The sequence below is a fragment of the Vibrio sp. Vb0304 genome (assembly GCF_033338995.1).
In the GTDB taxonomy this organism is placed as follows: Bacteria; Pseudomonadota; Gammaproteobacteria; order Enterobacterales; family Vibrionaceae; genus Vibrio; species Vibrio alginolyticus.
The window spans coordinates 34,702-55,349 of the sequence record NZ_JAWOTT010000014.1; the positions used below are offsets into that span (position 1 = coordinate 34,702).

The following is a 20,648-nucleotide window of genomic DNA, read 5'->3' on the forward strand; positions in this document are numbered from 1 at the left end:
AGTAGAGATCTGATATGTCCAATCAATTTGATTTTCGCGCTGCTGCTAAACAAGTTCTTGATATCGAAGTTGCTGCTCTGCAAGAGCTAGATACCTACTTTGATGATCAATTTGAAAAAGCGTGTGAACTTATCCTTTCCAACAACGGCAAGGTTGTCGTTATGGGTATTGGCAAGTCAGGCCATATTGGTAACAAGATTGCCGCCACTCTGGCAAGCACTGGGACTTCGGCGTTTTTCGTTCATCCAGGCGAAGCCGCACATGGTGACTTGGGTATGATCAGCCCTGGTGACATCGTGCTGGCAATTTCTAACTCTGGTGAATCAAACGAAATTCTGTCTCTATTTCCAGTATTAAAGCGCCTGAATATTAAGATCATCAGCATGACAGGTAAGCCAGAATCAAATATGGCCAAGCTGTCTGACTTACACCTGCAAATCACGGTACCTCAAGAAGCTTGTCCGTTAGGCTTGGCGCCAACTAGCAGTACGACTGCCACATTAGTGATGGGAGATGCATTAGCCGTAGCTCTGCTTCAAGCTCGTGGTTTTTCTGCCGAAGATTTTGCCCTATCTCACCCAGGTGGTGCACTGGGGAGAAAACTGCTACTTAAGTTGTCTGATATTATGCACTTTGGAGAAGCGTTACCTAAAGTTTCTCCTGACGCATTAATTCGCGATGCCCTGCTTGAAATTTCAGAAAAGGGGTTAGGCATGACAGCCATCGTCGATGAGCACGATGCTATGCTTGGTATATTCACCGATGGTGATTTACGTCGTACCTTAGACAAGCGTATCGATATTCATACGACGGCAATTGGCGAGGTCATGACGACAAACCCAACCACAGCACACCCTGATATGCTGGCGGTTGAAGGTTTGAACTTGATGCAGAATAAAAACATTAACGCTCTGATTTTATGTAAAGACGAAAAAATTGTGGGTGCACTGAACATGCACGATTTACTAAAAGCTGGCGTGATGTAATATCAGCACAAACATTTAAATCATTTATTAGACGAATAAAGGCAATGGTCAGGGAAGTACTGAGCTAAACGATAGGCCTTCATTATATGAGTTTTACTCGCCTTATTTATTTGCTCTTGATCTTCGTTGTAGCGTGGTGCGGTTATTACCTACTAACCCCTAAAGGCAACGACGCAATTCAAGTAGCACCAGATTCTGAACTGCCCATGTTCAGTGGTTCTGGATTAGAAAACATCACCTACGGTGAAGATGGTGTCCGCAGTTACATCATTCGCTCCACTAACTTAGACCATTATGCTAAGAGTGGAGATACTATTTTTAATAACCCGACTTTGATGGTTTACCGTGAAGGTAGCGTCATTGAATGGAAGGTGACTGCCACAAGAGCAGTGTTAGATGAAGACCAAGTTTTGACTTTATATGACAAAGTCTTAATGCAAAATCTTCTGCCTGGTGCGAGTTTTGATACCATGGCAACAGACAAATTGGTCATTAATCTAACCAATCGTGATTTTAAAGCTGACCAACAAGTGATGTTGGTTGGACCACAATTTGAAACTACTGGAGGCGCAATGCAAGGCAACTTAAAACAGCATACTGCGACTCTGACAGATGAAGTTCAAGGTCGATATGAAACCGTTACACCTTAGCCTACTGGCACTGGTATTGGCGGCGCCTCAAGCGCTGGCACTCAAGTCGGATACTCAACAGCCGGTTTACATAAACTCTGACACCCAACAGGTGGATATGAAGAGTAACCAGGTTGTTTTTGAAGGCGATGTATCTCTTAAGCAAGGGAGCATCAATATCGATGCTGATAGAATCGTGGTAACTCGCGATCCTAAAACCGAAGCAATTAAACAGATTCAAGCATTTGGTAAACCTGCGAAGTTTTCTCAGCTGATGGACGATGGTAAAACACTTAGTGGTCAAGCTACGGAGTTGGATTACCGTATTTCTACAGACGAACTGACCATGAAAGGTCAAGCGCAGCTGGCACAAGACAACAACACCATCAAAGGTTCTTCGATTCGTTACCAAATTGGTAAACAAAAGCTAGTCGCAGATAGCTCTAAGGAAGAGCGCGTTACGACCATTTTGCAACCCAATCAGATAGAGAACTAATATGGCAGTACTGAGTGCGAAAAACTTGGCGAAAAGCTACAAAAAACGCAAAGTCGTCACTGATGTTAGCTTAGAAGTTGAATCTGGTCAGATTGTTGGGCTACTCGGTCCAAACGGTGCGGGTAAAACCACCTCGTTTTACATGATTGTCGGCTTAGTACCTCGTGATGAGGGCACCATTACCATTGACGACAATGACATCAGTATTTTACCGATGCATAGCCGTTCACGCCTTGGCATTGGCTATCTTCCGCAAGAAGCGTCGATTTTCCGTAAGCTTTCAGTAGAAGATAACATCATGGCCGTACTTGAAACTCGTCAAGAAATGACGAGGGAAGAGCGCCAAGATAAACTGGAAGATTTGTTGGAAGAATTCCACATCCAGCACATCAGAACCAGTGCTGGTATGGCACTATCAGGGGGTGAACGACGCAGGGTGGAAATCGCTCGAGCTTTAGCGGCCAACCCTCAGTTCATTTTATTGGATGAACCTTTCGCTGGTGTTGACCCAATTTCGGTTAATGACATCAAGAAAATCATTGAGCATCTGCGCGATCGTGGTCTCGGAGTGTTAATCACTGACCATAATGTACGTGAAACACTGGACGTATGTGAAAAAGCCTATATCGTGAGCCAAGGGCACCTAATTGCATCGGGAACTCCGGCAGAAGTTCTCAATAATGAACAGGTGAAACAAGTTTATCTCGGCGAACAATTCCGTCTATGATTATATTAGGAACGGTAAGATTCTGAGCATTACAAGGTAAGTAACACTGAATGAAACCTTCATTACAACTCAAGCTAGGTCAGCAGTTAGCCATGACGCCACAGTTGCAGCAAGCGATTCGCTTATTGCAATTGTCGACACTCGATCTTCAACAAGAAATCCAAGAAGCGTTGGACTCAAACCCATTATTGGAAGTTGAAGAAGGCCAAGACGAGCCTCTAGCAAACGGTGAAGATAAGTCAGCGGTCGAGGCTGCTGATAGCAACAGTGCTAGCGAACCAACAGAAATTGACGTTCCAGATAGCTCCGATGTGATAGAGAAATCAGAAATTAGCTCTGAACTTGAAATCGACACGACTTGGGATGACGTCTACAGCGCGAATACTGGTAGCACTGGCTTAGCTCTTGATGATGATATGCCCGTCTACCAAGGCGAAACCACTGAATCATTACATGATTACCTCATGTGGCAGCTTGACCTAACACCATTCAGTGAAACCGACCGCACGATTGCATTAGCGATTATTGACGCTGTTGACGACTACGGCTATTTAACTTTGTCGCCTGAAGAGATTCATGAGAGCTTCGATAATGAAGAGATAGAGTTAGACGAAGTAGAAGCTGTTCGTAAACGCATTCAACAATTCGATCCTCTTGGCGTTGCATCGCGTAACTTACAAGAATGTTTGTTACTGCAACTGACGACCTTCCCAGAAGACACGCCGTGGCTTGCTGAAGCCAAAATGATACTTGCGGATCATATTGATCACCTAGGCAACCGAGACTACAAGCTCGTCATCAAAGAGACTAAGCTGAAAGAAGCCGATCTTCGTGAAGTCTTAAAGCTTATCCAACAGTTAGATCCTCGTCCAGGTAGTCGCATCACTCCTGATGATACCGAGTACGTAATTCCAGACGTATCCGTTTTTAAAGACAATGGCAAATGGACCGTTTCTATAAACCCGGATAGCGTGCCAAAATTAAAAGTAAATCAACAATATGCTCAATTAGGCAAAGGTAATAGCGCGGATAGCCAGTACATCCGCAGCAATTTGCAAGAGGCAAAATGGTTAATTAAGAGCTTAGAGAGTAGAAACGAGACGCTACTCAAAGTTGCAAGATGTATTGTTGAACATCAACAAGATTTCTTCGAGTATGGTGAGGAAGCCATGAAGCCAATGGTACTCAATGATGTCGCTTTGGCTGTGGACATGCATGAATCCACGATTTCTCGTGTAACAACGCAAAAGTTTATGCATACACCACGTGGTATTTTTGAATTGAAGTACTTCTTCTCTAGCCATGTTAGTACTGACAACGGCGGAGAATGTTCATCAACAGCAATTCGTGCACTCATTAAAAAACTGGTCGCAGCAGAGAATACTGCCAAACCACTGAGTGATAGCAAGATTGCTGCTCTTCTGGCTGACCAAGGGATTCAGGTCGCAAGACGTACGATAGCCAAATATCGCGAATCCTTGGGAATTGCCCCTTCAAGTCAGCGTAAACGCCTATTATAAGGCACTAACTGAAAAGGAAAGTCTATGCAAATCAATATTCAAGGCCATCACGTTGATCTTACCGATTCAATGCAAGACTATGTAAATTCTAAGTTTCAGAAGCTCGAAAGGTTCTTCGACCATATCAATCAAGTGCATGTTGTACTAAAAGTTGAAAAAATTACTCAAATCGCGGAAGCTACGCTTCACATAAATCAAGGCGAAATCCACGCATCAGCCGATGACGAAAATATGTATGCCGCGATCGATTCGCTGGTAGATAAATTGGTTCGCCAACTTAATAAGCACAAAGAAAAACTAAACAGTCATTAATCATGCAACTGAGCGAAATACTGTCATTGGACTGCACCAAAAGTGCGGTCCACTGCACGAGTAAAAAACGCGCCCTTGAAATGATCAGCCGTATCGTGGCTGATCAAACGGGCCAAGATTCTACCGAGCTGTTCGAATGCATGCTCAATAGAGAAAAAATGGGCAGTACCGGTATCGGAAACGGTATTGCGATCCCTCACGCGAGAATGCAATCAAGCGACAAGGCCATTGCTGTCTTACTGCAATGTGATGAAGCAATCGAATTTGATGCGATTGACAATCGACCTGTCGATCTTCTTTTTGCGCTCCTTGTACCAGAAGAACAGTGCAAAGAGCACCTCAAGACTCTATCCTCTATGGCAGAACGTCTGAGCGATAAGCAAGTATTAAAACTACTGCGTAATGCTCAGAGTGATGAAGAACTTTACGACATCATGATTCACCAATAAGCAGGACTAACTCCATGCGACTAATCGTTGTTAGCGGGCACTCAGGTGCCGGTAAAAGTATTGCGCTTCGTGTACTGGAAGACTTAGGTTACTACTGTGTTGATAACCTGCCAGTTAACTTGCTGGACGCATTTGTTCATTCTGTTGCTGACAGCAAACAGAATGTTGCAGTCAGCATTGATATTCGTAATATTCCTAAAAAGCTAAAAGAACTGACGAGTACACTAGAACAGTTAAAAACTGAGCTTGATGTGACCGTGCTTTTCTTGGACGCTAATAAAGAAACGCTACTCAAACGCTACAGCGAAACACGCCGAATTCACCCGTTATCTTTAGGTGGCACCTCCCTCTCGCTCGATCAAGCCATCGAGCGTGAGAAGCAAATTTTGACGCCACTCAAAGCGCATGCAGATCTGGTCCTAAATAGTAGTGGGCAGTCTTTGCATGAATTGAGTGAAACCGTGCGTATGCGCGTTGAAGGCAGAGATCGCAAAGGGCTCGTTATGGTATTTGAGTCTTTTGGTTTTAAATACGGCCTGCCTTCCGATGCCGATTACGTATTTGACGTTCGCTTCTTACCTAACCCACATTGGGAACCAGCACTACGCCCGCTTACAGGTCTGGATACTCCTATCGCCGCATTTTTAGAGCAACACCAATCGGTGTTAAGTTTGAAATATCAAATTGAAAGCTTTATAGAGAATTGGTTACCTCTGCTTGAGAAAAACAACCGCAGCTACCTGACCGTTGCAATAGGTTGTACTGGTGGTAAGCACCGCTCGGTGTACTTAACTCAGCAAATCGGTGAATACTTCGCCAACAAAGGACACCAAGTACAAATTCGCCATACCTCACTAGAGAAAAACGCTAAGGAGTAGCCGTGGAGTTAAGTCGTAAAGTATTGATTCAAAACCGCCTTGGCTTACATGCTCGTGCAGCAGTCAAACTGGTCGAACTGGCACAGAGCTTTGAAGCGGTCATCACCATCGACAATGAAGAAGACAAAACCGCCACAGCAGACAGCGTAATGGGCCTGTTAATGCTAGAGTCCGCTCAAGGACAATACGTCACGATCCACGCAACGGGTGGGCAAGCGGAAGAAGCACTGGATGCCGTTTGCCACTTGATCGAAGATAAATTTGATGAAGGCGAGTAGTTTACTCGCTTTTTTCTTACCTCCCATTATCTTTCTCTTCCCTGACCTAATAAATAAATTTGCTTAGTATCATAAGTTGTTATTAAAAGGCGCCTAGAATTAAGTTATTATTCAACGCATTGTAAATATCAGGAATTGGGAGGAATGAATGGCAGAGCAAATTGAATTCGACCAAGCTCACCAAGCCCTCCAAGAAGTCACAGAAGCGCTAGAAAATGGTCGCTTCGTCCATGTTCGTCGTCAATTACAGGACATGGAACCTGAGGATATCGCTCACCTTTTAGAAGCCTCCCCACGGAAGAGCCGTGAAGTTCTTTGGCAACTCACCGACCCTGAAGATTATGGTGAAATCCTTGACGAGCTGAACGAAGACGTCAAAGACAGCCTCGTATCCAAAATGGCACCAGAAGCGCTTGCAGAAGCGACAGAAGGCATGGATACCGATGACGTGGCTTACGTACTGCGTAGCTTGCCTGACAACCTGTCACGCGAAGTCCTGTCGCAAATGGACTCCTCTGACCGTCTACGGGTCGAAACCGCCCTATCCTACCCAGAAGACACTGCGGGTGGACTGATGAACACCGACGTCATCACAATTCGTGGTGACGTCGATGTGGACGTAGTTTTGCGTTATCTACGTATGAAAGGCGAGCTTCCAGAAGCTACGGATGCCCTGTATGTGATCGATGAAGAGAGTAAGCTCATCGGTGAACTGCCGATCACGACGCTTATTACCACTCAGCCAGACGTAAAAATCATTGATGTAATGGAAGACGCGGACGAGGCCATCACCGTCGATACTAGCGACTCAGATGTTGCGAGTCTGTTCGAACGCCGTAATTGGGTATCTGCACCTGTTGTTGATGAAAACTTGCATTTGGTCGGTCGTATCACCATCGATGACGTGGTTGACGTTATTCGTGAAGACGCGGAACACTCGATGATGAGTATGGCGGGTATGGACGATGACGAAGATACTTTCGCGCCTGTTGTAAAATCAGCTCGCAAACGCAGTATCTGGCTTGGCGCTAACGTATTAGCCGCCCTTGCTGCTGCTTCCGTTTCTAATATGTTTGAGGCCACATTAGATCAAATGGCGGCCATTGCAGTATTGATGACGATTGTTCCGTCCATGGGTGGTGTCGCTGGTAACCAAACCGTCGCACTAGTGATTCGTGGTCTTGCTCTTGGTCATATCGGTGACTCAAACAAACGCGAACTGTTAATGAAAGAAGCTTCGATCGGCTTACTCAACGGTATCATGTGGGCGCTGATTATTGGTGGTATTGTTGTTGCTTGGAAAGGTAACTGGATGCTCGGAGGAATCATTTCCGCCGCCATGCTGACCAACTTATTGGTCGCAGGTATTGCAGGAGTAACGATTCCAATCCTATTGAAAAAAATGAACATCGATCCTGCTTTAGCTGGTGGTATGGCATTAACAACGGTGACGGATGTGATTGGTTTATCTGTCTTCTTAGGGCTTGCCACAATACTGATTACCTAACAGAAAAAACGAAAAAGCCTGATGAACACATCAGGCTTTTTTGATTCTGAATTGCTAGAAAAGCTTATTCACCCGCCACTTTCATGGTATCCAGTAGGATAGAGCCCGTTTGGATTTGTGAGCGCGTTTCAATATCACTACCAACCGCCACAATCTTGGTGAACATGTCTTTTAGATTACCTGCGATGGTAATTTCTGATACTGGGTATTGGATTTCGCCATTCTCAACCCAGAAGCCTGCGGCACCGCGAGAGTAATCCCCCGTTACCACGTTCACACCTTGTCCCATGACTTCTGTCACTAGAAGACCAGTACCGAGCTCTTTAAGCATTTGTTCGAAGTTTTGGCCTGTCGACTTCACGTACCAGTTATGAATCCCACCAGCGTGACCTGTCGGCGTCATCTTCATTTTACGTGCGGCATAACTGGTTAACAGATAAGTTGCTAGCACACCGTCGGTAATGATCTCACGGTCTTGAGTGTACACACCTTCACTATCGAATGGACTTGATGCCAAACCACGCAATACATGCGGACGTTCTGAGATATTGAACCATTCAGGAAGCACTTGTTTGCCTAGATGGTCAAGTAAGAAAGAAGATTTTCGGTACAGGTTACCACCGCTGATCGCCATAACGAGATGGCCAATCAAGCCTGTCGCAACATCAGCCGCAAACATGATTGGGTATTGACCTGTTTTTAGACGCTGCGCATCTAAGCGGTTAACCGTATTCTCTGCCGCCTTACGACCCACCGTTTCTGGGGTCCATAAGTCATCACGATGACGTGCCACGGTGTAGCTGTAATCACGTTCCATCTCGCCGTTTTGACCAACGCCAATTACACAACAGCTAGTACTATGGCGGCTAGACGCATAACTAGCTAATAAGCCATGGCTATTGCCATACACTTTCACGCCGTAATGACTATCATAACTCGCGCCATCACTTTGTTTGATTGCACTGTTATAACTTAGCGCCTCTTTTTCTGCTGCAATCGCCACATTGGCAGCATAGTCTGGATCGGGTGCGTCAGGGTGGAAAAGATCAAGCTCAGGGATATCTTGCACCATGTATTCTTTTGCTGCAGGGCCTGCAAATGGGTCTTCAGATGTGTAATGTGCAATATCTAGCGCCGCTATAACGGTTTGCTCGATTGCCGCTTCACTTAAATCAGACGTGGAAGCACTGCCTTTGCGTTGACCTCGGTAAACGGTAATGCCCAGCGCACCATCGCTGTTGAACTCGACATTCTCTACTTCACCCATACGAGTTGAAACACTTAAACCAGTGCTTTTAGTAATTGCGACTTCGGCGGCGTCAGATTTTGCCGATGCAAGCTTTAAGGCTCTTGCGACGGCTTGCTCTAGCTCGGTACGTTGCTCAGCAACCTGCTGTTTAATATCCATTGTCTTTCACATCTTGTCTTTGATGAACAATAGGATAACAAGAATTTCGCTTTCTCCCCATGATTCTTGTTAAAATAGTCATAATATTAATCAAAACACAGGCAACTGAAATGGCACGTAAGAATCAAAAAGCGCCATGGGAACCAGAAGAAGAGATCATCTGGGTAAGTAAATCCGAGATGAAGCGAGACATGGAAGAACTGCAAAAGCTAGGTGAGGAGCTTGTCGGCCTCAAACCTTCAGTTCTAGAAAAGTTTCCATTGAGCGAAGATTTGCGAGAAGCAATTGCTGACGCGCAACGCTTTAAAAATGAAGCGCGTCGTCGCCAATTACAACGTATTGGTAAATTGATGCGTTACGAAGATCCAGAGCCAATCCAAGCCGCACTGGATAAAATTCGTAATAAGCACTCTCAATTAACGGCTGTATTCCACAAACTTGAAGCGTTGCGTGATCGCGTAGTGGAAGAAGGTGACAAAGCCATTGATGACGTAATGGAAATGTACCCAGAAGCGGATCGTCAGCGTCTACGCCAACTTGCTCGCCAAGCAGCGAAAGAGAAAAAAGCTGGGAAACCAGCAAAAGCGTACCGCGAAATCTTTCAGATCCTTAAAGGTCTAAACGAAGAAGAGTTTTAATTCGAGGGCTCACGCAATGAGCATTCGATTTAAACGCAAAAAGCAGACGTCAATGTCTGCTTTTTTTATCTTTGGTTTTACAGTCAGCGTTACACTAAGCGATTCACGCGGTCTCCGCGCTCGAAAGCGTTAATGTTCTCAATCAAGATTTCCGCTAAACGTTGAATAGATGAGTCGCTGCCCCATGCAACATGCGGTGTCAGTAACAAATTAGGTAAACTCATATTGGCAATCAGCGGATTGCTCTCATCAGCCGGTTCTTGTGTAAAAACATCAAAACCAGCCGCTGCAATTTCTTGCTGTTTTAAGGCATCCACCAGTGCGCTCTCATCCACCAAACCTCCACGCCCTGTATTAATCAAAATGGAGTTGGACTTCATTTGTTGCAACTCTGCTTGACCAATTAAATTCTGAGTATGATCGTTGAGCGGGCAATGCAAGGTCAGCGCATCGGAGCGTTTTAATACTTCCTCAAACGGCACATAACCAGGCCGACATTCTGCCGCCCCTTTACGCTCAGAAAACAACACGGTCATTCCTAACGCTTGAGCCAGATTCGCCGTCGCTTGCCCTAGCGCCCCGCTACCAACAACACCTAACGTGCTACCACCAATATCCCCGATTGGGTGCGTAAAAAAACAAAACTGCTGGTTACGCTGCCACTCACCTGCGGCAATATCTTGGTGGTACCCAAATAAACTCCGTCTTAAAGCGAATAACATTGCCATCACATGCTCGGGCACCGAACGCGTCGCGTAACCACGTACATTAGCAACCGCAATATCATGATTAGCACAGTAGTTCACATCGACGTTGTTAAAACCAGTTGCGGCAACCGCGATCATCCGTAATTTTGGTAGTTGCTCTAATACATGTTGGTCAAGCAGGACTTTATTGCTAATCACGATATCGGCATCGGCTAACCTTTCTATTACCTGCCCAGGCGCAGTTAGGTCGTACTCACGCCAGTGGTGCGGAAAGCTAGGTCGTGGGATCTCAATATGTTCTGGGATGGTCGCTCGATCTAAAAATACGATGCTTGGCAAAGACATAACAACTCCTTGTTCACGGCTGAAAGACAGGATACATCAACCACAGTAACGAAATAGCCAAAAATAGCGAACTAGAAAGAACCGCTGTTAGTGCAATTGGCATTAAGGGTGTGGCAACGTTTTATAATCAGGCAATGTACGCTCTGGCGAAAAATAGTTAAAGATCATCGCCTCGGCTTCAGAATAAAAGTCACAGGGTACAAAAATACTGCTCAGCTGATCCGTAGCTGGATGATAAAAACTTAGCTCCGCAGCGTGCAACTCTAAACGTTCTGAAAACTGATACGCCTCTTCGCTTGCATAAAACTCATCACCCACAATCGCATGACCAATCGCCATCAAATGCACGCGTAACTGATGCGATCGACCAGTAATGGGGAGTAACCGCACAACGGTCGTATGGGTGCCATCAGGGTGCACTTCACGCTTCACTACTTGGAATAAAGTTTGAGATGGTTTGCCGTCGTCAAAACATACTTTTTGTCGTGGACGATTTGGCCAATCACAATTTAATGGAAGATCAATATTCCCTTCTTGCGACTCAACATGCCCCCAAACACGTGCGTAATACACCTTGTGAGTGAGGCGATATTGGAACTGCTTTTTTAATGCTCGCTCCGCGGGTTTGTTTTTCGCCAGCAACATCAACCCTGATGTCGACATATCCAAGCGATGCACAACTTGAATTTCTGGATGCAACTCTTTGAGGCGGCTCCACATGCTGTCGTAATGCTCTGCAAGGCGACCAGGGACAGACAGCAGCCCTGATGGCTTATTCACTGCCAGAATGTCGTCATCCTCAAAAACGATATCAACCCAAGGGTCGGTGGGAGGGGTATATTCAAGCATTGCCATGGGAGATCTCTACAAAATAAAAACGCCGCGATTATATACCCAAATAGCACCCAGATGCAGGATTCTGAAGAAAAGTTCAACCCAATAAAACAAAGTCAATCCTTTAGCATAAAAACTAAAAATAGCACGTTGTAAATTTAGTTTGACAACAAGACGCATAACTGAATAGAGTGCTAGATGCACACAGCATGATATTCGCAAAGAATACTTAAAATAAATACATCAAAACACAGCATTTAAAAGACATTACCGTTGCGCAGTATAGGGCGATCGCTCAGCTTGTCATGTACTGCGGTATGTATCTCTTTAGAAAGATACATAAGATAAAAAGGACAATAAGCAATGGACTCCGCCGTTATAGATAAACCCCAATCCAAACTTTCCTTATTTTTTCGTTCGCTAGGCCCCGGCATATTAATGGCATCTGCTGCGGTCGGTGGCTCTCACCTCGTGGCATCAACCAAGGCTGGTGCGATTTATGGTTGGCAATTGGCTGCACTGATTCTGCTCGTAAACCTGTTTAAATACCCTTTTTTCCGAGCGGGCGTACAGTACACCATGGGGACAGGGCTGACCTTGGTTGAGGGCTACGCGAAATTAGGTCGGCCTTATCTATGGCTATTTCTATTTCTGAGCGTGGTATCGGCCGTCATCAATACCGCCGCTTTGTTGATGTTTAGCGCTAGCTTGCTGGGCTACTTCATTCCGTTTTCACTATCAATGGCATCACTCAGTATCATTGTGATTGTTACCTGCCTGCTCATATTATTTGCTGGCCATTACAAAGCGCTCGATACGCTATCTAAAGTGATCATGTCGGTGTTAACCATCGCGACTTTACTCGCTGTTTCTATCGCCTTTGGTAACCCTGTTGAACAAGTGGCCAACTTCGAGCCACCGTCACCTTGGTCTATTGCGGCTATTGGTTTTATCGTTGTGACAATGGGGTGGATGCCTGCACCGATAGAGATCTCCTGTTTAACCTCAGCATGGCTAAAACGCCAATCAAGCCAGCAAGAAGTAACATACCGCTCTGCTCTATTTGACTTTAATGTCGGTTATATTGGCACGGCGTTTCTTGCCATTATCTTTGTATCGCTAGGCTCTTTGATGCTTTATGGATCTGGCGTTGCGCTTGAAAGCTCTGGTGTTGGCTTCTCCCACCAATTGGTTGGCTTATATGCGGCAACGATTGGCGAATGGTCTCGTTACTTGATCGCGGTAATTGCGTTTTTCTGTATCTTTGGCAGCACGATTACCGTTATTGATGGCTATTCTCGCGTTATTTCGGATTCTCAACGCCTACTGCGCTCACAACCAGACACTAACCCTAAAACCACTTCAGCGATCATGCTGGTAGTCTCCTTACTTGCATTGGGTATTGTGGTTTTCTGGGCTTCTGCGTTATTGCCTATGCTGAACTTTGCGATGATCCTCGCCTTTATGACCACGCCATTCTTTGCTCTGCTAAATTACACATTAGTGAGCAAAACTGAGTTACCTGAGCCTTTGGCTGTTGGACCTAAACTAAAGTGGTTGTCGATTGCAGGCCTGATTTACTTGTTTGGCTTCTTGGCTGTATTTATCTGGTGGAAGTGGTTGATGTAAATGAGATAGCTATCAGTGATTAATGCATTCCGCTTAAAGAAACTAAACCGTAAATAAAGAAAAAGGTCTTCAACTGAAGACCTTTTTTAATGAGCAATAAATACTTACTTAGTTGTGGCTCACCACAATCAAACGCAGCGAGTCGAGCTGAACCTGAGCTTGGTTGATGTAACCAGTGAGCTCTTTAATTTGTGCGTCGATAGCTTCAATTTCTTCGTCACGAATATTTGGGTTCACCGCTTTCAGTGCTTGCAAACGCTCAAGCTCTGCATTCAAACTGTGCTGCATATCTTGATGAGCTTGTTTGCGTACTTCTTCGACCTTCTCTTCAATAAGAACATCACCGGCTTCAATTAAGCGGTGTACGTCTTTCTGTACCGACGTAACCAACTTGCTACCTAAGTGACGGTTTACAGGGCTGAGCTGGCGGTTAAAGCTTTCAAACTCCACTTGAGCAGACAAATCATTACCACGCGAGTCCATCATTAAACGGATTGGCGTTTTCGGTAAGAAGCGCGCGATACCACTGCGTTTTGGCGCTTGCGCATCTACCGCGTAAATCAACTCAAGAAGAATAGTCCCGACTGGTAACGCTTTGTTTTTCAATAGAGATACCGCAGACGTCCCCACCCCTTCACTCATAAGAAGATCGATACCACCCTGGATCATTGGGTGTTCCCAACTGATAAAGTGCATATCTTCACGAGATAAAGCCGTATCACGATCAAACGTGATCGTCGCTCCTTCGTATGGCAGACCTGGGTAGCTTGGCACCATCATGTGCTCAGATGGGGTCACAATCAGGGCGTTTTCACCTTTATCGTCTTGATTCAAGCCAATCGTGTCAAAAAGAGAAAGTGCGAAGGTGACCAGATTGGTATCGCCGTCAGTTGATTCAATTTTCTCAACGATTTGTTGTGCTTTTTCCCCGCCATTTGAATGCATTTCTAATAGGCGATCACGGCCTTGCTCCAATTGGGATTTCAGCTCTTTATTCATTTTTGCTGACGCTTCAATGATCTCATCTAGCGTGCTGGTATCACCAGAGGCAAGAATTTCAATCAGATCATCGGAGTACTTATCGTAAACAGCACGGCCTGTTGGGCAGGTTTCCGCAAAAGCGCTCAGGCCTTCATCGAACCAACGTGCTAGGATCGCTTGCGATGTGCCTTTCAGGTAAGGAACATGAATGTCGATATCGCGATTTTGACCGATACGGTCCAAACGACCAATACGTTGCTCAAGCAAGTCTGGGTTAAATGGCAAGTCGAACATGACAAGTTGGTTGGCAAACTGGAAGTTACGACCTTCAGAGCCGATTTCGCTACAGATAAGAACTTGTGCTCCACCTTCTTCTTGCGCAAAGTAAGCCGCCGCTTTGTCACGTTCAAGAATCGACATACCTTCGTGGAAAACGGTGGCGCGGATACCTTCACGCTCACGCAGTGCTTGCTCCAATTGCAGTGCGGTACTCGCACGAGAAGCAATCACGAGGATTTTCTCGCTGCGCTTCTCTTTTACTTTTTCAAGCAACCAATTCACACGCGAGTCAAACTGCCACCAGCTCGCGTCATCGCCTTCAAATTCTTGGAAAATTTCTTCCGGGTAAAGGTTCTTCATCGCACGTGCTTCAGAACTCATCTTACCGCCAATCATTCCAGCAACACGCATTGATGTAGTGTATTGCGGTGGAATATCCATTGGCATCAGATGCACGTTACGCGTAGGGAAGCCTTTGATGGCCGCGCGCGTGTTACGGAACAAAACACGCCCTGTACCATGACGATCCATCAAGTTATCGATCAGCTCTTGGCGTGCCGACGCTTTAGCTTCTTCGTCCGCTTCACTTTCAATAATACGGAAAAGTGGTTCTACGTCTTGCTCAGAAAGCAGTTCAGTAATTTGGTTTTTTGCTTCATTAGGTAGCTTTTCACCGGAAAAGAGTGAAGTAATCGCATCTGCTACGGGCGCGTATTGCTCTTCTTCCTCAACGAATGCTTCGTAAGCATAGAAGCGGTCTGGATCCAACAAACGCAGACGAGCAAAGTGACTCTCACGACCAAGCTGCTCTGGCGTTGCAGTCAGTAGCAACACACCTGGAGTACGTTCAGCCAAGCCTTCTACCACTTGGTATTCACGGCTCGGTTTATCTTGGCTCCATTCAAGGTGATGCGCTTCATCGACAACCAGTAGGTCCCATTCACCTTCCAGTGCTTGTTCAAAACGCTTGCGGCTCTTGCGTAGGAAATCCAAAGAACACAGCACATATTGCTGAGTATCAAATGGGTTTTCTGCATCCGCAAACGCTTCGATACAGCGCTCTTCGTCAAAGATAGAGAAATGCAGATTGAAACGACGCATCATCTCAACCAGCCATTGATGCTGCAGTGTTTCAGGCACCACAATCAAAATGCGTTCGGCACGACCAGACAGAACTTGTTGGTGGATGATCATGCCCGCTTCGATGGTTTTACCCAAACCTACCTCATCCGCCAATAAGACGCGTGGCGCGTGACGACGGCCAACTTCGTGCGCGATGTAAAGCTGATGAGGGATCAAACCTGCACGCATACCACATAGGCCACGCATTGGGCTCTTATGCTGCTCAAACTGGTTGGTTAGCGCACGGTAACGCAGAACAAAGTTGTCCATACGGTCGATTTGACCGGCGTACAACTTATCTTGAGGTTTGTTAAAACGAATTTGGTTGCTAAGGAAAATCTCACGCAGAACAACAGCGGTTTCTTGCGTGTCTTCACGAGTACCGAAATAGGTGTAAAGACCTTCATCTTCCAGTACTTCTTCTACTTTTAGAGACCAACCTTCTTGGCAATCGATGACATCCCCAACATTAAAGGTGACTCGGGTAACAGGTGCATCGTTACGTGCGTAAACTCGGTTTTCCTCTGACGCTGCAAACATCAATGTCACAGTACGAGCATCCATTGCTACAACGGTACCTAAACCTAAATCGCTTTCCGTATCGCTAATCCAGCGCTGCCCCAAAGCAAATGTCATGAATTGACTACCTCGTTATTAGTTCTTGATTCGTATTTCTTGTTGGTCTACTCATGCCCGTGGGCATGGATAATAGTTTAGATCTGATTCTGGCTTCTGCTATGCCGATAGCATTCGTCATTTCAGTATGAACTGAGTATTTTTTAAGCCAGCTCAACATGATAAATCGGACGTAGCCTATACGCAGAAAAAGGTCGCTAATCTTACTTGAAGCTGTGATTTAGGTCACGCCGAAACCGCACCAAGCAGAAACTTTTTTTCCCAAACTCTAAATGCAATCAAATTGTAAAATACTCATGCCAATTATTAAGTTGTAGAACGTAAATATTACGTATACTTCTAATGAGGGGCGTTTAAAACCATTGCATATGATTTAAGCGCGTTAGTACACGATTAGGATCAACACGGGTTTGCAGTAAGTTGTCTTGCTACTCGGTTGCACACTAGCCGACATCAGCCCGACAACCTCTATTGCAAGCAATCAGAGTTAGGTCACTTCACACCTATTTGGAAACGACCTAACAACTCGCATGCAGAGCCGTACTACGGCAAGGAGACGCTATGGGCGATACCGATCGGAAACTGTTTGTACTCGATACCAACATTCTTCTTCATGAACCCTTTGCCATCTTCTCTTTCCAAGAACACGATGTCGTTATCCCCATGACCGTGTTGGAAGAACTCGACCGAATCAAAGACAGTAAGCGCGACGTTGCAAGAGATGCGCGCGTGGCTATTCGCACCTTGGAAGATTTGTTTAAAGAAGCAACGCCAGATGAAATCTCTGAAGGCATTCCTGTTTCTAAAGACAACCCCGACCAAGGTACTATTTCCATTTTGGCGGATTTTGAACTGCAGGAAACCGTCAAAGCCTTCGCCGACAAAGCCGGTGACAACCGTATTCTCAACGCGGTGCTTTATCTGCAAAATAAACGTGCACCACGCGAAGTGGTACTGATCACGAAAGACATTAACATGCGTCTGCGCGCCAAAGGCGCTGGCGTACGCTTTGTTGAAGACTACCGAACCGATCAACTGATTGACGACATTCAATACCTCACCAAAGGTTTTCAACTGCGTGAGGGGGACTTCTGGAGTGATATTGAGGAAGTGGAAAGTTATGCGCTGGGCGGAAAAACCTATCACAAGCTCAGTCGTGAACCTTTTGAACCAACCTTTATTAACCAATATGTGATTGATGAAGACAGCGACTTTGCTGGCCGCGTGGAAACCATCAATGAAGACAAATTAACGCTACTCGACCTGAGCCGAGAACGCATGATGCACCGTAAGGCTTGGGACATCACACCAAAAAACATCTACCAAGGAATGGCGTTGGATGCCTTACTTGACCCGGATATTGACCTGGTGATTTTAACCGGTGCCGCTGGTAGTGGTAAAACGCTATTAGCCATGGCAGCAGCACTGGAGCAAACCATTGAAAAAGGCATGTTCGATAAAATTATCGTGACGCGTAACACGCCAGACATCGGTGAATCCATCGGCTTCCTACCCGGCTCAGAAGAGGAGAAAATGATGCCGTGGTTAGCGGCAGTGACCGATACCTTGGAAGCGCTACATAAACACGATCACTGCACTGAAGGCTCATTGAAGTACATCTGCGATAAAGCCAATATTCAGTTTAAATCGATCAACTTTATGCGTGGCCGTTCTATTCAAAATGCGTTTGTGCTGCTTGATGAGTGTCAAAACCTCACCGCTTCACAAATCAAAACCATCATCACCCGCTGCGGCGAAGGAACCAAAATCGTCTGCTCCGGTAACTTGGCGCAGATTGACTCCCATTACCTCACCCCTGTGACCTCTGGTTTGACCTACATGGTTGAACGCTTCAAGAACTTTGAAGGCAGCGCGAATATTCACCTTAACGGCGTGGTTCGTAGCCGCTTGGCAGAGTTTGCCGAAGAGAACCTGTAGTCGACATCGACTCACAAAAACAAAAGAGCGCTCTAATGAGCGCTCTTGTTATAACGATTCGAATGAGTTACTCAGTGCCACCCACCGTCAGTGAGTCTAACTTCAAGGTCGGCTGACCAACACCAACTGGCACACTTTGACCTGCTTTACCACATACGCCAACGCCCTTGTCGATACTTAGGTCGTTGCCGACCATCGATACTTGCTGCATAGCTTCAATACCAGAGCCAATCAACGTCGCACCTTTAACAGGGCGCGTAATTTTGCCGTTTTCAATTAAGTACGCTTCCGATGCGGAGAACACAAACTTACCCGAAGTAATGTCGACCTGACCGCCACCAAAGTTTGGCGCATACAACCCTTTTTCTACCGTCGAGATGATTTCTTCTGGCGTATGTTCACCTGGAAGCATGTAGGTGTTGGTCATACGCGGCATCGGCAAATGTGCATACGACTCACGACGACCGTTACCTGTTGGGTTCACACCCATTAACCGCGCGTTTAGCTTGTCTTGCATGTAACCTTTCAGCACACCATTTTCGATAAGCGTGTTGTACTGGCCATTCACCCCTTCATCATCCACATTCAGTGAACCACGAAGGTCTTTTAATGTACCGTCATCAACAATGGTACACAGTGAAGACGTCACTTGTTGACCCATTTTGCCAGAGAAAACCGAAGATTCCTTACGGTTAAAGTCACCTTCTAAGCCATGACCTACCGCCTCATGTAGCAATACGCCTGGCCAACCTGAGCCCAATACCACTGGCATCATGCCTGCTGGTGCGGCTTCTGCTTCAAGGTTTACCAGCGCCATGCGAATCGCTTCGTCTGCATAATGGAAAGCTTGTTTCACACCATTGCTTTCCGTTAAAAAGAAATCGTAACCAAAACGGCCACCGCCACCAGCACTACCTCGTTCACGTCGTTCACCTTTCTGAGCGAGCACGCTAATAGACAAACGCACCAAAGGACGAATATCGCCTGCATAAGTACCGTCTGTTGCCGCAACAAGCATCTGCTCATGCACACCGCTGATGCTGATCGAGACTTCTTTAATCAATGGTTCTTTAGTGCGGATGTAAGCATCTAGAGATTTGAGCAATTCTGTTTTTTGCTGCTTTTCCCATTCAGCTAGTGGATTCACAGCCGCGTAATACGCTTGGTTTTCGGTGCGTTTAAACGCTTGGACTTTGCCATTCTGCCCTTGTTGAGCAATACCGCGCGCCGCCATTGCACTCTGCTTCAGACCTTCAGGCTGAATTTGATCAGAGTAGGCAAAGCCGGTTTTTTCACCAGTTACCGCACGAACACCAACACCACAATCAATGTTAAAAGAGCCATCTTTGATGATGCTGTCTTCTAGAACCAGAGACTCGTGCCAGCTGGACTGAAAGTAAATGTCCGCATAATCGATCTGGCGTGTCGCAATGCTGGCAAGCGTGTCAGCAATGTCTTGCTCTGTCAGACCATTTGGGGCAAGGAGTGCCTGTTCTATTTGGTTTGTGCTCATAGTTAGCTCTTTTATTTCCGTCTCAATTCATTTTGAAAGCGACTGTGTTGAGTCAGCGGCATATTCTGCCTTACTTGTTGGCTCTGTGACAAATCTATCTCTGTCACCAATAAGCCTACTTCATCCTGAAGCTGTTTATGAATACGTCCCCAAGGGTCAACGACCATTGAGTGTCCCCATGTTTTTCGTCCACATGGATGCGTTCCAGTTTGTCCGCTCGCCAAAATCCAACATTGTGTCTCAACCGCTCTAGCTCGCAATAGTACTTCCCAGTGAGCTTGCCCCGTCACAGCGGTAAACGCAGCAGGCACCACAATGATATCCGCGCCTTCTTGGCGTAATACTTTATAAAGCTCAGGGAAACGAAGATCGTAACAGATGCTCAATCCAACGCTGCCGATATCGGTTTCCGCCACGACTATTTGATTACCCGCCATAAACGTGTCCGACTCACGATAACTACCATAACCATCGGCTACGTCGACATCAAACATATGCAGTTTGTCATAGTGAGCAATGCATTTACCGTGCGGCGGCAATACAAGCGTTGTGGTCGTGACACCTTTTGCGGTTTGAATGGGCATGCTTCCGACAATCAGTGTTAACTGGTTCTTTCTTGCGATTTCAGAGAGCCGCTGTTGAATCATGCCACTCCCAAGTGGCTCTGCATGTTGATGGTACGCTTCGCGGTTGGCAAACAGCACCGTATTTTCAGGGGTAAGGACAAGCTTGGCACCTTGCTTACTCGCCAAAGCACACTGTTTTTCAATAAAGTCCAGATTCGCAGTGATATCTGGACCCGATGTCATTTGAATAATGCCAACACGTTCCATGTG

19 protein-coding genes are annotated in these 20,648 nt (G+C 46.0%); 13 read left to right on the top strand and 6 right to left on the bottom strand.

Going from position 1 to position 20,648, the window contains the following annotated elements; all coding sequences use genetic code 11:
* The first annotated feature begins 14 nt into the window (after nucleotides 1-14).
* From kdsD to mgtE, 10 genes are all read left to right on the top strand, one after another.
* On the top strand, nucleotides 15-986 hold the full coding sequence (gene kdsD, locus R7P35_RS16515) for an arabinose-5-phosphate isomerase KdsD (protein ID WP_005381104.1): 972 nt from the start codon (nucleotides 15-17) through the stop codon (nucleotides 984-986).
* 86 nt (nucleotides 987-1,072) lie between these two features.
* Nucleotides 1,073-1,636, top strand: a complete 564-nt coding sequence (gene lptC / locus R7P35_RS16520) for an LPS export ABC transporter periplasmic protein LptC (RefSeq protein WP_005381106.1) — start codon at nucleotides 1,073-1,075, stop codon at nucleotides 1,634-1,636.
* Nucleotides 1,617-2,111: a lipopolysaccharide transport periplasmic protein LptA gene (gene lptA / locus R7P35_RS16525; protein ID WP_005381109.1), complete on the top strand. Its 495-nt coding sequence runs from the start codon at nucleotides 1,617-1,619 to the stop codon at nucleotides 2,109-2,111. The genes lptC and lptA overlap by 20 nt, the downstream gene beginning before the upstream one ends.
* A gap of 1 nt (nucleotide 2,112) precedes the next feature.
* Nucleotides 2,113-2,838 carry an LPS export ABC transporter ATP-binding protein gene (lptB, locus tag R7P35_RS16530; protein ID WP_005381111.1) on the top strand — a complete coding sequence of 242 codons (726 nt, stop codon included), beginning with the start codon at nucleotides 2,113-2,115 and terminating at the stop codon, nucleotides 2,836-2,838.
* Between the two features lie 50 nt (nucleotides 2,839-2,888).
* A complete protein-coding gene (locus tag R7P35_RS16535; protein ID WP_005381112.1) occupies nucleotides 2,889-4,358 on the top strand; it encodes an RNA polymerase factor sigma-54 in 1,470 nt (489 codons plus the stop codon).
* A gap of 24 nt (nucleotides 4,359-4,382) precedes the next feature.
* Nucleotides 4,383-4,670, top strand: coding sequence for a ribosome hibernation promoting factor (hpf, locus tag R7P35_RS16540; RefSeq protein WP_005381114.1), 288 nt, complete (start codon nucleotides 4,383-4,385; stop codon nucleotides 4,668-4,670).
* 2 nt (nucleotides 4,671-4,672) lie between these two features.
* Nucleotides 4,673-5,119 (top strand): PTS IIA-like nitrogen regulatory protein PtsN, encoded by a 447-nt coding sequence (gene ptsN / locus R7P35_RS16545; protein WP_005381116.1) that lies wholly within the window; start codon nucleotides 4,673-4,675, stop codon nucleotides 5,117-5,119.
* Between the two features lie 14 nt (nucleotides 5,120-5,133).
* Nucleotides 5,134-5,997: an RNase adapter RapZ gene (gene rapZ / locus R7P35_RS16550; protein WP_149191738.1), complete on the top strand. Its 864-nt coding sequence runs from the start codon at nucleotides 5,134-5,136 to the stop codon at nucleotides 5,995-5,997.
* Between the two features lie 2 nt (nucleotides 5,998-5,999).
* Nucleotides 6,000-6,275 (top strand): HPr family phosphocarrier protein, encoded by a 276-nt coding sequence (locus tag R7P35_RS16555; RefSeq protein WP_005381120.1) that lies wholly within the window; start codon nucleotides 6,000-6,002, stop codon nucleotides 6,273-6,275.
* Between the two features lie 148 nt (nucleotides 6,276-6,423).
* Nucleotides 6,424-7,782: a magnesium transporter gene (gene mgtE, locus R7P35_RS16560; RefSeq protein ID WP_005381121.1), complete on the top strand. Its 1,359-nt coding sequence runs from the start codon at nucleotides 6,424-6,426 to the stop codon at nucleotides 7,780-7,782.
* A 64-nt stretch (nucleotides 7,783-7,846) separates the two neighbouring features.
* Here mgtE and pmbA read toward each other — a convergent pair whose 3' ends face one another.
* The gene (pmbA, locus tag R7P35_RS16565) at nucleotides 7,847-9,190 is read right to left on the bottom strand and encodes a metalloprotease PmbA (protein WP_005381122.1); all 1,344 of its coding nucleotides are present in this window, start codon (nucleotides 9,188-9,190) and stop codon (nucleotides 7,847-7,849) included.
* Nucleotides 9,191-9,300: 110 nt separating this feature from the next.
* Here pmbA and yjgA point away from each other — a divergent pair, with 110 nt between their 5' ends.
* The gene (yjgA, locus tag R7P35_RS16570) at nucleotides 9,301-9,828 is read left to right on the top strand and encodes a ribosome biogenesis factor YjgA (RefSeq protein ID WP_005381124.1); all 528 of its coding nucleotides are present in this window, start codon (nucleotides 9,301-9,303) and stop codon (nucleotides 9,826-9,828) included.
* 89 nt (nucleotides 9,829-9,917) lie between these two features.
* On the opposite strand, the gene R7P35_RS16575 is transcribed toward yjgA, so the two are convergent.
* Both R7P35_RS16575 and R7P35_RS16580 read right to left on the bottom strand, forming a co-directional pair.
* A complete protein-coding gene (locus tag R7P35_RS16575) occupies nucleotides 9,918-10,880 on the bottom strand; it encodes a D-2-hydroxyacid dehydrogenase (RefSeq protein WP_318092362.1) in 963 nt (320 codons plus the stop codon).
* A 102-nt stretch (nucleotides 10,881-10,982) separates the two neighbouring features.
* Nucleotides 10,983-11,735 carry a pseudouridine synthase gene (locus R7P35_RS16580; RefSeq protein ID WP_053303451.1) on the bottom strand — a complete coding sequence of 251 codons (753 nt, stop codon included), beginning with the start codon at nucleotides 11,733-11,735 and terminating at the stop codon, nucleotides 10,983-10,985.
* A 342-nt stretch (nucleotides 11,736-12,077) separates the two neighbouring features.
* On the opposite strand from R7P35_RS16580, the gene R7P35_RS16585 reads away from it, so the two are divergent.
* Entirely contained in the window at nucleotides 12,078-13,343 is a 1,266-nt protein-coding gene (locus tag R7P35_RS16585) for an NRAMP family divalent metal transporter (protein WP_064377045.1), read from the top strand.
* Between the two features lie 108 nt (nucleotides 13,344-13,451).
* Here R7P35_RS16585 and rapA read toward each other — a convergent pair whose 3' ends face one another.
* The gene (rapA, locus tag R7P35_RS16590; protein WP_064377046.1) at nucleotides 13,452-16,361 is read right to left on the bottom strand and encodes an RNA polymerase-associated protein RapA; all 2,910 of its coding nucleotides are present in this window, start codon (nucleotides 16,359-16,361) and stop codon (nucleotides 13,452-13,454) included.
* 561 nt (nucleotides 16,362-16,922) lie between these two features.
* Here rapA and R7P35_RS16595 point away from each other — a divergent pair.
* Complete coding sequence (locus tag R7P35_RS16595; protein ID WP_318092365.1) at nucleotides 16,923-18,299, top strand: PhoH family protein; 1,377 nt, start codon at nucleotides 16,923-16,925, stop codon at nucleotides 18,297-18,299.
* A 67-nt stretch (nucleotides 18,300-18,366) separates the two neighbouring features.
* Here R7P35_RS16595 and tldD read toward each other — a convergent pair whose 3' ends face one another.
* Together tldD and R7P35_RS16605 are read right to left on the bottom strand one after the other, a co-directional pair.
* Nucleotides 18,367-19,812 carry a metalloprotease TldD gene (tldD, locus tag R7P35_RS16600; RefSeq protein WP_006742345.1) on the bottom strand — a complete coding sequence of 482 codons (1,446 nt, stop codon included), beginning with the start codon at nucleotides 19,810-19,812 and terminating at the stop codon, nucleotides 18,367-18,369.
* An 11-nt stretch (nucleotides 19,813-19,823) separates the two neighbouring features.
* Nucleotides 19,824-20,645 (bottom strand): carbon-nitrogen hydrolase family protein, encoded by an 822-nt coding sequence (locus R7P35_RS16605; protein WP_048626849.1) that lies wholly within the window; start codon nucleotides 20,643-20,645, stop codon nucleotides 19,824-19,826.
* Nucleotides 20,646-20,648 lie beyond the last annotated feature (3 nt).

Bases quoted from the DNA above. Each gene is read 5' to 3' on its own strand.
- kdsD (WP_005381104.1), top strand. From the start codon at position 15: ATGTCCAATCAATTTGATTTTCGCGCTGCTGCTAAACAAGTTCTTGAT.
- lptC (WP_005381106.1), top strand. From the start codon at position 1,073: ATGAGTTTTACTCGCCTTATTTATTTGCTCTTGATCTTCGTTGTAGCG.
- lptA (WP_005381109.1), top strand. From the start codon at position 1,617: ATGAAACCGTTACACCTTAGCCTACTGGCACTGGTATTGGCGGCGCCT.
- lptB (WP_005381111.1), top strand. From the start codon at position 2,113: ATGGCAGTACTGAGTGCGAAAAACTTGGCGAAAAGCTACAAAAAACGC.
- R7P35_RS16535 (WP_005381112.1), top strand. From the start codon at position 2,889: ATGAAACCTTCATTACAACTCAAGCTAGGTCAGCAGTTAGCCATGACG.
- hpf (WP_005381114.1), top strand. From the start codon at position 4,383: ATGCAAATCAATATTCAAGGCCATCACGTTGATCTTACCGATTCAATG.
- ptsN (WP_005381116.1), top strand. From the start codon at position 4,673: ATGCAACTGAGCGAAATACTGTCATTGGACTGCACCAAAAGTGCGGTC.
- rapZ (WP_149191738.1), top strand. From the start codon at position 5,134: ATGCGACTAATCGTTGTTAGCGGGCACTCAGGTGCCGGTAAAAGTATT.
- mgtE (WP_005381121.1), top strand. From the start codon at position 6,424: ATGGCAGAGCAAATTGAATTCGACCAAGCTCACCAAGCCCTCCAAGAA.
- pmbA (WP_005381122.1), bottom strand. From the start codon at position 9,190: ATGGATATTAAACAGCAGGTTGCTGAGCAACGTACCGAGCTAGAGCAA.
- yjgA (WP_005381124.1), top strand. From the start codon at position 9,301: ATGGCACGTAAGAATCAAAAAGCGCCATGGGAACCAGAAGAAGAGATC.
- R7P35_RS16575 (WP_318092362.1), bottom strand. From the start codon at position 10,880: ATGTCTTTGCCAAGCATCGTATTTTTAGATCGAGCGACCATCCCAGAA.
- R7P35_RS16580 (WP_053303451.1), bottom strand. From the start codon at position 11,735: ATGGCAATGCTTGAATATACCCCTCCCACCGACCCTTGGGTTGATATC.
- R7P35_RS16585 (WP_064377045.1), top strand. From the start codon at position 12,078: ATGGACTCCGCCGTTATAGATAAACCCCAATCCAAACTTTCCTTATTT.
- rapA (WP_064377046.1), bottom strand. From the start codon at position 16,361: ATGACATTTGCTTTGGGGCAGCGCTGGATTAGCGATACGGAAAGCGAT.
- R7P35_RS16595 (WP_318092365.1), top strand. From the start codon at position 16,923: ATGGGCGATACCGATCGGAAACTGTTTGTACTCGATACCAACATTCTT.
- tldD (WP_006742345.1), bottom strand. From the start codon at position 19,812: ATGAGCACAAACCAAATAGAACAGGCACTCCTTGCCCCAAATGGTCTG.
- R7P35_RS16605 (WP_048626849.1), bottom strand. From the start codon at position 20,645: ATGGAACGTGTTGGCATTATTCAAATGACATCGGGTCCAGATATCACT.